This window comes from Bradyrhizobium sp. SZCCHNR3119 (assembly GCF_032487775.1).
Classification (GTDB): domain Bacteria; phylum Pseudomonadota; class Alphaproteobacteria; order Rhizobiales; family Xanthobacteraceae; genus Bradyrhizobium.
Window position 1 is genome coordinate 2988112 of record NZ_JAUEUV010000001.1, and the last position, 12938, is coordinate 3001049.

A 12938-nucleotide genomic window follows, 5' to 3' on the forward strand; every position below is an offset into this window, starting at 1 on the left:
GGTTAAACTCCTGCCCGAGCGAGACTTCCGAGCGTCTCGAACGATTTGAGAAGTTCGCCGCAGCTCTGTCGGGTCGCCGCCAAATCGGGACTTGGGACGTTGCGCAGCGCCGCCGTCAGCTCCTCATAGCGCGCATCCGTCAAGTCTCGGATGAACTCGGACAGAGATGCCGTGGGATCACCGTCGAGGACGGCGCCGATGCCCCTCTGCTGCAGCCAGCGCGCAGTTTCCACGCCCTGCAATGCGATCGGAATCGCCCCGAAGAACGAACTCTCATAGATCCGGTTCGGCAGCAGCCAAGACGAGTTCAGCCCTTCTTCGAAGAAGTCGATCGCCCAGCTGAAGTGCACGTCGCCATAGAGCTTGGGCAGATCTTCGAAGCGATAGGATCCCAAGAAGCTGAGGTGGGGGCACGCGGCGACCTGCGCCTCGAAATCGGGAAACTCCTTCGGCGACGGCCGGCCGGCGATCCTGACCTCAAGCAGGCCGTTCATCGCCTGCGCAGCAGCACTGAGGATCTCAAGGCTTCGGCGGCAGCGGATCATGCCGAACCAGCCGATCTTCCAGGGCGGACCGCTCGGCCGCGACATCTGGCGATCCATCTCGCGATCGACGAGGAGAACCTTGTTTTCCAGAATCGTGATCGGCCGGTCGAAGCCTCTGGGAGCAAAATATTCGGACACGAAACGCGGAGAACTGGTCAGGATGTGGTCCACATCCCGCATCAGCCGCTTCTCCATCGCGCGCAACAGCCGGTTTGGCAGAGCCCTGCCGAGCAGCAGGCGATGAATATCGAGACACTCATAGATCAGCGGTGCGGATGGCGCATAACGCCGTCGAGCCTTTGCCGCCACGTACAGCATCTCGAGGTTTCGCGCGAGCACCACCTGGCTGCCGCGGACCAGTTGATCGAGCCGACCCAGGTTCAGGCCAGCCGCGGCCACCGAGCCGATCCTGGCCAGGAAGGCTCCGTCCCTGGTCTGACCAAGGTCGACAAACTCACATCCGCTGATCTCATGAGGCACAGCGGCCGTGCGTCGGAATCCGGCAAGCTGCACGTCCGCGCCGCCAGCCGTCAGCATCCTGACGCGGCGGTGAATGGCAGGATCCGAGAGGTCATGCACGAGGTAGGCGATCTTCAGCTTGGTCTCCTGTTCGATCTGATCTCGTGCGTCACGGAAGGATTCTCCATGGTTGCGCCGCGGCTTTTGCTCGGAGGATTAGACGATGTCGCGCCAGTCGGCATCGACAGGAAGCCGTTAAGGCTAACGTCGCGCAGGGCAAACGCGCGGATCGACTGTGTTCTCACGGCGTTTGCTGCAGGAAGAAGAAGTTGTTGACATATCGATCGCCTGATCCGGCCTGCTGCAATGTGACCGCCGTCTCGGCGCTGATCGGCGACAGCCGATCGCTCTCGAGCACAAAGGCGCGATAGCCGAGCTGGGAGAGGTGCTGGAAAACGCGCTGGATCGAGCCGGCGTTGTGGCGCTCCTCGATTTCGATCATCAGATTCGGTCGATCGCGTTCAAGAATCCCCTGCGCGCCGCGCAACACCGCTTCCTCATGTCCTTCGACGTCGATCTTGATCAATCCGACCCTCGCCAGGCCCATGCCGTCAAGCCGACGGGCTGTGACCGGGACCGACTGGAAGGCCGCGCCGGACAGGCTGTTGCTCGGTGCGAGCGTGCCCAAGGCCGCCTCGCCGCCGCCAGCCCCTTCCACCGGTACGCGCAGCTGTAGCGTCGCATCCTCGTCCGACAATGCAACGTTCTCAATCCTGACATTGGCAGGCAGCATGCGGGCAGCTTCCCGCGCGCTCACCGGATTAGCCTCGAAAGAGAGTACCTGAGCTGCGAATCGCGCAAAATGGCGCGAATAGAAGCCAAGGTGGACACCAACGTCGATCACGAGCAAATCTTGCGGTATTATTTTGTGGATGTATCTGATCTCGGGCTCACCAGCCTTCGTATGTAGGTATTGCTGATATTTCAGCCAGTGCCAGAAGCTCGGAGAAAAATCGTGAAGGAATTGAGACAGCATCTCTGCTCCAGTCGGCGCGCAACGCACACACAATGATGAATCAGTTTGAACTCAGGACCTCTTCATAAATCCGCTCCAGGCGATCGACCGTATTGTCCCAGGACATCTTGACCGCCGTTTGCCGCGCTTCTGCGCCGAGCCGCTCCCGCAGGGTGCGGTCGAGCAGCAGACGGCGCATCGCGCGGCAGAGGCCATCTACATCGCCCTGATCGACGAGCAGACCGTTTCTTTCGTTCTCGACCAATTCGGGAACGCCACCCGATCGTGCTCCAATCACGGGAATTCCGGCGGCGAAGGCTTCAAGGATCACCAGTCCGAACGTCTCCTGGAACATGGAGGGCAGCACAAACACGTCGGCTGCCGCATAATAGGAGGGGAGCGCCGTTGGAGAGATGACGCCAAGCATTGACGCGCGCCGGCGCGCCACGGCATTCGTCAGGATCGCGCGAACCTGTTGTTCCGTCGTTTCCTGCGGACCATCGCCGTCGATCCAAAGCTTGCTGCCGCCGGCAATTGCGAGGAATGCATTATCATGCTCCTCCGACAATTTCGAGAACGCCTGCGCAAGCTGAATCACGCCCTTTTCCGGCCGGACTGCGCCTGCAAACATGAACAGCACATCGGAATCCGTGAGGCCGAGTTCGTGCCGCACGCGTTTGCGCGCCTCCCGCCGCTCGTCGCATGACAGCGCGTCGGCGTCGACACCGCTCTGGTTCACGACGATATTTGAGGCTGGCGCCATTTCGCCCGCGCGCTCATGAGACAGTCGCAGGCGACCGGCAACGAAGGAGCTGACGGCAATCTGCGCGCCGGCACTGCCGAGATCCCGCCAATAGCCAGGGGCTGCCGCGGCCAGCGTCGCATCGGCCAGCCCATCGAGCGGGTTATTGTGAAAATGCATGACCTTCGGCTGCTTCCCCAAGAAGCGCGTTCTGCGGTATTCATGCAGGTGGACCAGGTCGAACCGGCCCAATCGAACGAACTTGGTCAGGCTGAGATGCTCGCGAAGGTCCTTCACCTTGCCGCCATAGCTGATCTTCGCCCATGAATAGGGGCGAAGGTGGCGGAGGTTCACGCCCTCCCAGGCCCCGCGCCACGCCGTGGGCGCTATCGACGCGATCGTCACATCGGCGCCGCGCTGGGCCTGAATCCGCGCGATTTCGAGGGCGACGCGTTCGGTTCCACCGGTCGCATCGATCATCGGCCGTTTGGGAACTCGACCGATGCCAAGGAAATGCAGGACTCTCACCGCGCTATCCCGAGCCGATCCGCAAGGCGCCGCCCTTCGTCACCTGCGACGGTCTATCTTCGCCCGCGCCGGCGAAACCCGGTAGCGTCCACTGGAAATGCTTCATCTACTGGTCTACTTTGTCGATCTCAATATCGATATTTACATCTGGACGGAACAATCGAGCGTCCATGATCCATACCAAGCTGCGCGGGGATGGATCGATAATTTTCGGTCTTGTTCGAGTGTCTGAATTTACTGTGTCTGAATTTACTATGAATCGACGATGATATGCGGCTTATATCTTCAAGCGTGTCTTCTGTACTATTTAGGACCGGAAGTCGAGCGCATCCTTGCGTCGATCGATTTCAGCGCAAAGTGGTAGGATCATAGTAGTGTCGCTCCGACGGATCGTCACCGGTACGGCGTTTGTGTCGTCGGCCAGCGTCATTCGCATCCTTGCCCAGTTCATCGCGCTTCCGATCCTGTCGCGGCTGCTGAGTTCGACGGACTATGGTCTGGTCGCGATCGCGTCACCGTTCATCGCCTTCGCGATGCTGATCACGGACGCCGGCCTCGGCATGTCGCTGGTTCGATCGACGCCGCTCGAAGACGATACGGCGTGGTCGACGAGCTTCTGGGTCATCTTCTCGCTCGGCGGAACTCTCGCGGCGATCCTGCTGCTGTTGTCGCCACTTGCGGCCTATGCGTTCGGCGAGCCGCGGCTGCATTTGATCGTGTTCATCCTCTCCTTCACCATCGCGGCGCAAGCCGCGGCTGTCATTCCCGGCGCCGCCCTGCAGCAGTCGCGCCGCTTTTCCGCGGTCGCGGTGATCGAGATCAGCTCGACCCTGCTCGGGATCGCCACGGCCGTGACCGCGGCGTTGCTGGGAGCCGGCGTATGGTCCCTTGTCGCCCAGCAGATCGTGTTTTTCGCGGTCCGGCTTGTCTTGACCTTTGCCTGGTCGCCCTTCCGTCCCCGCCTCGTGTTCAATGTTGCCGCGATCAGGCACCATCTGATCTTCGGCCGCGATATCCTGAGCACGAATCTCATCGCCCATGTGTCGGGATCGATCGACAATCTCGCCATCGGCGGCGTACTCGGCCCGACCGCGGTCGGCTACTACAACATGGCGATGCAGTTCATCCGGCTCCCGACCACGGTCATCACCGGTCCGCTGCAATTCGTGCTCTACTCGCATTTGGCGACCATCAAGGACAATCTGCCGGCGATCCGGCGGACCTTCCTGCTGATCACCCGTATCCTCGCCATTCTCGTCATTCCTTCGCTCGGCATGGTCGCAGCCGCTCATTATCCGGTCTTCAAGATCGTCTTGTCCGAGAAATGGTCTCAGTCCGGCACGCTCTTCATGATCCTGGCCGGGGCCGGCGCAGTGCAGGCCATGATGGCGCTGGGTGGCGACATCATGTTGGTGCTTGGCCGCTCCGATCTGCGTCTGCGTACGACGATCGAGTTCAGCTTGATCTGGTTTGTCGCGCTGCTGCTCTCGCTTGCGATATCTCGCGACATCCACTGGGTGGCCGTGGCCTATAATTGCGCGGTCGTGCTCTACATGCCGCGCACGCTGAGCATCGTCCTCTCCCTGATCAAATGTCCCATCACGCAATATCTGGAGGCCATGGCGGTTCCGGCCCTCGTGACGCCTGCGACCATCTTTCTTTACGCCGAGATCGTCCGGCTTTGCGCACCTTCGCTCTATGCCGACGTCGTGATCGCGGCTGCCCTGACCCTTGCCACGATGGCCGTCTGCATCTTGATTCAGTTGCGTCCGCTGCGGGATGAAAGCGTGGGGGTCGCGCTGCCGTTTCGCTCGAACCCCGTTACGCAATGAGCTGAGCCGGCCGCCGCCATGAAGCTCTCCGTCGTCATCTGCACCAGGAATCGCGCCCATGCGATCGTTCATTGCCTGGAGTCGATCGACGTCGCGGCGCGCCGTGCCGCGCTTACCGACGCCGAGATCGTCATCACGGACAATGGATCGAGCGATGGTACTCCGGAGGTGGTGCGGAACTGGGCGGCCGGAGCCTCGATCGCAGTCCGCCTCGAGCATGAATCTCGAACCGGGATCACGATCGCCAAGAACCGCGGCCTGCGTGCGGCCCGCGGCGAGCTTCTGGTCCTGACGGATGACGATTGCCGGCTGCAGTCCGACTATTTCGTCCAGTTGCTGCGGCTTCATACAGCCGATCCGACCCCGGCACTCCGGGGCGGACGTGTCGAACTCGGCGATGCCACCGACCTGCCGCTGACGATCAAGACCGATATGGCGCCGCGCCGCTGGCATATCGACGATCGCTCGGCGTATTATGAGAACCTCGGCAACTGCTTTCTCGGATGCAACCTGTTCATGACGCGAGCCGTCTATGAGCGTCTCGGGCCTTTCGATGAGCGCTTTGGCGTCGGAGCGATTCCCTCGGGCGAAGACACCGACTATATCTTTCGCGCCTACATCGCCGGGCTCCGGCTCGAATACGTTCCTGAGATCGTCGTCTATCATCATCATGGACGAAAGCGGCCTGAGGCTGCGCGCCGATTATGGCAGAACTACATGATCGGTTCGGGAGCGCTCTATGCCAAATACATCCTGGCCTGCCCGTCATTGTGCCGGCAGCTGCGTTGGGACCTGAAGGATTTCGCGCGCGAGATCATAACGCGCAAAAATCTGTTCCTGCCTGAATACGACTTCTCCTACGCCGACAAGATGCGCTGCTACGCTGCCGGCGCCAGGCACTTCCTTGCCAGCTCGCCGCCACGCGCGCCAGTTGGATAGCGCGCAGATGACCGTCGTCGCCGTCGTCATTCCCTATTATCAGAAGAAGCTCGGCATTCTGCGCCGCGCTCTGCAATCGGTCCTCGGTCAGGTCGTCCCGCCGTCGGTCACGGTCAGGATCATCGTGACCGACGACGGATCTCCCGTCCCGCCGGATGGCGAGCTTGACGGATTGCTCATCACGCCGCCGTTCGAGCTGCAACTGGTCCGGCAGGCCAATGCGGGCGCGGCAGCTGCAAGAAATGGCTGCCTTGCGGCGGTCGCCGACGACACCAGCTACATCGCATTCCTCGACTCCGACGATCTTTGGGAGCCGGCGCACCTTGCCACCGCGCTTGCGGCACTGGATCGCGGATACGATTACTATTTCTGCAACAACCGCCGGGTCGGCGGTCATGAGTCCTATTTTGCGCAGACCGGATTCGACCGTTACCTTGCCGCGCAGGGGGCGCCGCTGGCCGATGGCCTCTATGCGCTCGATCCGGCGAATTTCATCTCCTTTTCGCTGCGAGCCTGGACCTCGCTCACGCCGACGGTTGTCTTCCGTCGCTCCATTGCGCCGGATCTCCGTTTCGATGCGTCACTCCGGGCCGCCGGCGAGGACTGCCTGTTCCTGCTGCAGCTGATGGGCCGTGCATCCCGAATCTGCTGCGCGACGGCGCTCAATGTGACCTGCGCCGAAGGTGTGAACATCTTCTACTCGACCTACAATTGGGATGATCCGGGGCACCTTCCGCGCCAGATCGGACAGCTCCTGAAGTCCTATCGCTTTCTCCAAACGTTGCCGCTCGCGCAAGCCGACCGCGACTATGTTCAGGCATGCATCACGCAGGAGCGTCGCAACATTGCATTCTTCTTCCTGCGCGCGGTGGCGAAAAAGCGGCTGAATGCGCTCGCAGATATCCATCGCCTGATGCGTGACGACCCGAGCTTTTGGCGCTGGTTTCCATTCAGCGCGGCCTCGGTCGCGGTGCTGTTTCCGTTGCGGCGCTTCTCGCCGAAGGATTGAGCGATACGCGGTCGAGCAGCTGGGAAGCGCGGCTCTGCCTTAGCCGGCGCAGGCTTCCAACTTGGCCGCGAAGCTCTGAACATCATCAGAGCCCATGATCTCTATGCGCGGCAGCCGCAGCGGATTGTCCTGCAGCGTGGCTGCGGCGGGATCGCATGTAAACGCGAACTCGTAGCCGCAGGTCGGCAGCACCCGCTCGACGAGCCGGTCATAAACGCCATAGGGGTAGCAGAACGCGATCGGTCGCCGTCCTAGCGCGCGGCCGATGATCTCGGCCGACATCCGCATGTCCTCGTGCGACTCGCGGACGTCCAGCCGCGAAAACCGACGGTGCATCAGCGAATGACTGCCGATCGCCACTCCCGCTGCCGAAATCTCCGATAGCTGCTGCCAATTCATCAGCGGCTCGGAGCGGCCGAGTGTCTGGTCCCAGTCCGAACGGCCGCCGACCTTGCCGGCAACGACGAACATCACGCTCGGAAATGCGAACGTCCGGAGCACGGGCCAGGCATGATCGTAAAAATCGCTGTAGCCGTCGTCGAACGTGATCAGCACAGGCCGGCGCGGCAATGGACCACTACCCTTGCTCGCAGCCTTCAGGACATCGAGCGAAAGCGGCGTGAAGCCCTTCTGCTTCAGCCATCCCATGTGTTGTTCGAACTGTGCCGGCGTGACGCGGTAGCGCGAAAGCTCGGGATCACCGTCGTCGGCAACACGATGATACATCAGGACCGGAATGGGCGTGTCGGGGAGAATGCCAGCAACGTCAGTCGCCTCGGGTGCGCCGGAACGGCGCAGCCGTTGCGCCAGGCATGCACGGACGCCAGCCGACAAGGCGGCCTTCGCGTCGCCCTTCAAATGCTTAGGCAGATCGCCGAGCGATCGCCGGTGCAGCCGGGACATGGCGCTGCCGATGGTGGCGGTCCAAAATCGTCCGCGCCCAATCAAGTGACGTAGCGACGCCGATAACGGCAGGTCGCCGGCCTGATCGAGGATGGCTTGCCCGAAAGAGATACGGGCCGCGCCTTCATATCCCGTTAGAAAGACGAGGCCGAGATGATGGCCGCCAAAGTTCAACTGCACGGCGCTCGGACCGCTCACGCTGAAGCCGCTCTCACGCGGCTTGCGGAGGTCGACCTCCAACTCCGCAAGCAGGTCGGCTGACGTGTCGCGGGTGCGGCCAAACTCCAGGCCCAGCCCGTGCTTGGCTGCGGCCAGCGCGGTCGCCCTGACGCGGTCGCCTCCTGGCCAATCCAGCACTTGTGCGATCAAGGCTTGAATTGCCGGCCGCCACCGTTCCCACGTGTCCCCGTCGATCGGTCCACGCTCCGGCTCATCGCGCATCGCTGCGGCGATGACCTCGCCGAGATAGTCCGGCCGATATTCGGGCAATGACCGCGGAAACGTAAGGAAGCCATCCTCGACGGGGCGTGAATGGACAATGCCCCGCGCCGCCTGCCGGATGCGCTCGAGGTACTCGTCCCAGCTTGATGCCGCGGCGGTGCCGGCCATCTGAGTGTCCTCATCAGGAAGAGATTGAAGCATGGCGAGTGCGACGTCTGATAATCAAGGATCGCGTCTCCACCCTGACACGGTCGGACCGGAAGCACGACGCGGCAGAGGGATCAAGCTTAATCGGCCGACTAGAATACCATTTTCGGGTCTTCAGATTGTCCTCGCGCCGAAGCGGTCGGCCGTGCTGACGGGATTCATACCTCTCCTGCAAACGCAGCTTGACGTGAAGGTCAACCTCCAAGCTCTATCAGAATCAATACGTTATCCGAACCCCGATATTCGTACGAGCAGTTGCGGCGCCATGATGCGACCGCCGATGTCGCTCCGCGCGTTTAACCAATCTATCCGGATTTCTCCGCATTGCTGGCATCTTTCTATCAGTTGAGTAATGTCCGGATATCATCCAAAGATGCAGGTGGTTCGGGTAATTGTCGTGAGGGGATGACCGGAGGTGGCCTTGGCTGCGAGTTCTCAGTCCCGACTTGATCATCTCGATTCCATCAGAGGGATCGCGTCGGTCATCGTTCTCATTGCGCACGTCTGGGGCATGAACGCCGATGCGTTCCGCTCGTCACATCACCAGCTCGGCCATGCGACCGGCTCGTTCTCTGACTTCCTCCTCTATTGCCTGTCGCGGCTGGAGGAGGGAGGCCGTTCGGCGGTCATCCTGTTCTTCGTTCTCAGCGGCTTCGTTCTGGCCCATTCGCTCAAGAGCAATCCGGTTCCTTATGGCGGCTATGTCGTCAAGCGCGTCTTCCGCATCTATCCGGCCTTCTTCGTCGCGATCCTGATTAGTTTCCTGTTCCACAGCCTGATCGGCATCCGGCACGTATCGGACTCCGAGTGGGCACGGACCGGGGTCGATACGGCGGATACGTCGCTGCCGATGCTGCTGAAGACATTGCTGTTATGGGGCACCACCGCGACGCACGGACTTGACGGCGTCGACTGGTCGCTGGTTCACGAAATGCGCGTGTCGCTGATCTTCCCGCTGCTTTTGCTGATCGTCGCCCGATACAGATGGTTGGCCGTTGCCGGCTTCCTGCTGCTGTCCGTCGTCTGTACCGAAGCAACCTTCCTGCATCGCGGGCTGGTGCTGACGGGATTCCAGGAATCGACGCTGCCCAAAACCCTGATCGACACCAGCTATTTCATTGTGTTCTTCGCGGCCGGAGCCTGTCTCGCGCTCGACCGGGAGAAGGTCACGGAGCTCTCGACCATGCTGCCGGGCGTGGTCAAGGCAATGTTGGTCGCGGGAGCTGCGTTCACATTCCTAAAGACGGACGCGAATTTGCACACCGCGGCCGGATGCGTTCTCGATTATCTGCGTGGAATTGGCTCGCTGGTGGTTATTGGTCTATCGCTTGGTGCGGGCTCCTTCCAGCGCGCGCTGCAACACCGCGGCCCGGTCTGGCTCGGGCGAATTTCATACAGCCTCTATCTCGTTCACCTCCCGATCATCTACCTCGCGGATCAATTCGCCTTCGATTGGCCCATGCTCGTGAAGGGGCCGCTGGTGATCATGCTGTCCATCGGCGCAGCCTTCGCGCTGGCGGAGCTGGTCGAGTTTCCCTCCATCAAGTTGGGCAAGAGGTTTGCCGTGCGGCAGCAGCCGCACCTGGCTCCGGTGGCCCCAGCCTGAGATATTCGGACCGGTTCGCGAGCTGCTGGGATGAGGACTAGCCAGGAAGGGACATGGGCGCCGGCAACGGCTCCAGGTCTCGATCGGATCTCATCCATTGGGCGATGATGGCAAACAAAACAACTTAGGGTGTGTAGCGCGATATGGCAGTCGACCCTAGTGATCGAACGGCGTTGAAGACGAGGCAGGCCCAACGTATTGTTACATAACTTGGCTATTTGCCAGCCGACAGACTGAAACCGTTTTCGCGCGCCGGATGCAGGACGGCGCTCATATGGATGTTTTCGCCCGTGCATGTGACAGCGTCACGGGCAAAATTTTGAGTTGAGAGCGATGGCTGTAAAGAAGCAGGAGCTACTGACGATCCAGTATTTGCGCGGGATCGCCTCTCTCTTCATACTTGGATACCACCTGACCCTCCGTTACGGCGGCACGATCGCGGTCGGCGGCTTTCGGACCGATTTGTTCTTCGTCATCAGCGGTTTCATCATGTGGGTCATCACGGTCGATCGCACGATCGATCCCGGGACCTTCATGCTTCGCCGCGTCATTCGCCTGGTGCCGAACTATTGGCTCGCCACGATGGCCACGGCCCTCCTGATCCTGGTCAAGCCCAATTTTACCTACGGTCACGAGCTTGATCCGTCGCGCTTTGTAGGCTCGCTGTTCTTCCTGCCGACCTTGTCGCATGATCGTATTCTGCCGGTGGTGCTGCAGGGCTGGACGCTGGTCTATGAGATGATGTTCTACGTCCTCATTGCCGCGTCGCTGCTCGTTGCGCAGCGCTATAGGCCGCTCTTCCTTGCGGCGGCTCTCGGCGCGCTGGTGATTATTCACGCGCTGCTGCCGGAGGCCCATTTCCTGTCCCTCACCAACCCGAACATTCTGCTCGAGTTTCTTGCCGGCGTGCTGCTCGGGGTCATTTGGAAGAAGTCGAGCCTCGGCATCGGATGGGCGTTGCTGTTTCTTGTGGCCGGTCCGATCGGATTTGCGCTGTCCGAATATTATCGCCCGGACGTTCTTCCGATCCTCAAATTCGGCATTCCGTCCGTTCTGATGGTTGCGGGTGCGGTGTACTACGAGAAGAGCAGGGGAGTGCCCGATATCGGCTTCCTGCGCTTCCTCGGCGATGCCTCATATTCGATCTTCATCTGGCACGTCTTCGTTTCGATCATCATCGATGGCTTGCTGCTGCATTTGCATCTGCCGATCGGCATCCAATTCGCGCTGGAGATATCAAGCACGGTCGTCCTCAGTTGCCTGATCTATGTCTGGATGGAACGTCCGATGACGGACTATCTGCGTGCCCTGATCGACCGCAAGCCGTTGCCGCCGGTCCGGCCGGCCGCCATGCAGCGGCAGATTTCCTGACGATTATTTCGTCGTGACCTGTCCGTGGTCACGCCGGTGCGCGCTGCCTCCCGGGAGTTTGGCGGCGCGCTCCCTCGCCGGATCGAGAAGGCGAAGCGACCTCGAACCGGCATTACCGAGCGCCAAGTCAGAATTCGCTACATCATTTTGTCGCATTCGCGATCCGGAAATATCAAGACACAAACAATGCTAGATGCTAGGTTTCGCACCTAGCGTGATTGTTTCTGACGCCCTGCAATTTGAGGGAGCGACGAACACGCGAGCGTACGAGTTCGGGAAGCGTTGTTTGGCAAGCAAAGAAATCTATACAATCCAATATCTCCGCGCGGTTGCTGCACTTTTCGTGCTTTACTATCATTTGGCGCTCCGTTATGGCGGCCCGATCCCCATTGGCACGTTTCCCCTGGATCTCTTCTTCGTCATCAGCGGGTTCATCACCTGGGTGATCTCGGTCGATCGTCCGATCGGTCCCTCGGCTTTCATGCTCCGCCGCATCGTTCGGCTCGTGCCGAATTATTGGCTGGCGACCTTTGCCACCGCGGTCCTGATCCTGGTCAAGCCCAATTTCACTTACGGGCACGAGCTTGACCTCTCTCGCTTCGTGGGCTCGCTGTTTTTCTGGCCGACCCTCTCGGGTGATCGCATCCTGCCCATCGTTCTGCAGGGCTGGACCCTGATCTACGAGATGATGTTTTACATTCTTGTCGCCGTATCGCTGCTCGTCGCGCAGCGCTATCGCCCTCTCTTCCTTGCTGCGGCGGTCGGCACATTGGCCGTTCTTCACGAGTGGATTCCCGATGCTCATTTTGTCTCGCTGACCAGCCCGAACATCCTGCTCGAATTTCTGGCCGGGGTGCTGCTCGGTGTCGTCTGGAAGAATGTGAGCCTCAGCATCGGCTGGGCACTGCTGTTTCTTGCTGCGGGCCCGATCGGCCTTGCTCTATCCGAATATTATCGCCCGGATGGTCTCTCCCTGCTGGCGCTGGTGGTCCCGCCGGTGCTGGTCGTCGCAGGGGCAGCCTATTACGAGAAGAGCAGGGGGCTGCCCGATATCCGTCTCCTGCGTTTTCTTGGCGATGCCTCATATTCGATCTTTATCTGGCATGTTTTCGTTTCGATCATTTTGGAGGGGCTGCTGCTCCACCTGAAGCTCCCGGTCAATTTGCACTTCGCGCTGGTGGTCTTGGCCACGGTCGGACTGACCTGCCTGATCTATCTCTGGGTGGAGCGGCCCATGACGGATTATGTGCGGGGTCTCGTCGCCCGTAAGCCGCTGCGGCCGCTGCCTGTACAGCGGCAGGCCTGCTGATGCCGCGGATGCTCCGTTCTCGTCCGCTTGCT

At 60.7% G+C, this 12938-nt stretch carries 10 protein-coding genes; 6 read left to right on the plus strand and 4 right to left on the minus strand.

The window, feature by feature from the left end:
• Positions 1 to 2: 2 nt before the first annotated feature.
• The 3 genes from QX034_RS13965 to QX034_RS13975 form a co-directional block, all read right to left on the minus strand.
• A complete protein-coding gene (locus QX034_RS13965; RefSeq protein ID WP_315731330.1) occupies positions 3 to 1124 on the minus strand; it encodes a glycosyltransferase in 1122 nt (373 codons plus the stop codon).
• Between the two features lie 181 nt (positions 1125 to 1305).
• Positions 1306 to 2040 carry an FkbM family methyltransferase gene (locus tag QX034_RS13970; RefSeq protein WP_315702025.1) on the minus strand — a complete coding sequence of 245 codons (735 nt, stop codon included), beginning with the start codon at positions 2038 to 2040 and terminating at the stop codon, positions 1306 to 1308.
• A gap of 40 nt (positions 2041 to 2080) precedes the next feature.
• Positions 2081 to 3289, minus strand: a complete 1209-nt coding sequence (locus QX034_RS13975) for a glycosyltransferase family 4 protein (protein ID WP_315702024.1) — start codon at positions 3287 to 3289, stop codon at positions 2081 to 2083.
• A gap of 374 nt (positions 3290 to 3663) precedes the next feature.
• On the opposite strand from QX034_RS13975, the gene QX034_RS13980 reads away from it, so the two are divergent.
• From QX034_RS13980 to QX034_RS13990, 3 genes are read left to right on the plus strand one after another with little or no spacing between them, the layout of a single operon-like run.
• Positions 3664 to 5121 (plus strand): lipopolysaccharide biosynthesis protein, encoded by a 1458-nt coding sequence (locus QX034_RS13980; RefSeq protein ID WP_315702023.1) that lies wholly within the window; start codon positions 3664 to 3666, stop codon positions 5119 to 5121.
• An 18-nt stretch (positions 5122 to 5139) separates the two neighbouring features.
• Complete coding sequence (locus QX034_RS13985) at positions 5140 to 6060, plus strand: glycosyltransferase family 2 protein (protein ID WP_315702022.1); 921 nt, start codon at positions 5140 to 5142, stop codon at positions 6058 to 6060.
• Between the two features lie 7 nt (positions 6061 to 6067).
• The gene (locus QX034_RS13990) at positions 6068 to 7069 is read left to right on the plus strand and encodes a glycosyltransferase family A protein (RefSeq protein WP_315702021.1); all 1002 of its coding nucleotides are present in this window, start codon (positions 6068 to 6070) and stop codon (positions 7067 to 7069) included.
• A gap of 39 nt (positions 7070 to 7108) precedes the next feature.
• On the opposite strand, the gene QX034_RS13995 is transcribed toward QX034_RS13990, so the two are convergent.
• Positions 7109 to 8581, minus strand: coding sequence for a polysaccharide deacetylase family protein (locus tag QX034_RS13995; protein ID WP_316195486.1), 1473 nt, complete (start codon positions 8579 to 8581; stop codon positions 7109 to 7111).
• 460 nt (positions 8582 to 9041) lie between these two features.
• Between QX034_RS13995 and QX034_RS14000 the strand changes: the two genes are divergently transcribed.
• The 3 genes from QX034_RS14000 to QX034_RS14010 all read left to right on the plus strand — a co-directional run bounded on the left by QX034_RS14000 (position 9042) and on the right by QX034_RS14010 (position 12906).
• Positions 9042 to 10226 (plus strand): acyltransferase, encoded by a 1185-nt coding sequence (locus tag QX034_RS14000; protein ID WP_315742642.1) that lies wholly within the window; start codon positions 9042 to 9044, stop codon positions 10224 to 10226.
• A 333-nt stretch (positions 10227 to 10559) separates the two neighbouring features.
• Positions 10560 to 11597: an acyltransferase gene (locus QX034_RS14005; protein WP_315702018.1), complete on the plus strand. Its 1038-nt coding sequence runs from the start codon at positions 10560 to 10562 to the stop codon at positions 11595 to 11597.
• Positions 11598 to 11790: 193 nt separating this feature from the next.
• On the plus strand, positions 11791 to 12906 hold the full coding sequence (locus tag QX034_RS14010) for an acyltransferase (protein WP_315702017.1): 1116 nt from the start codon (positions 11791 to 11793) through the stop codon (positions 12904 to 12906).
• The last annotated feature ends 32 nt before the right edge of the window (positions 12907 to 12938 follow it).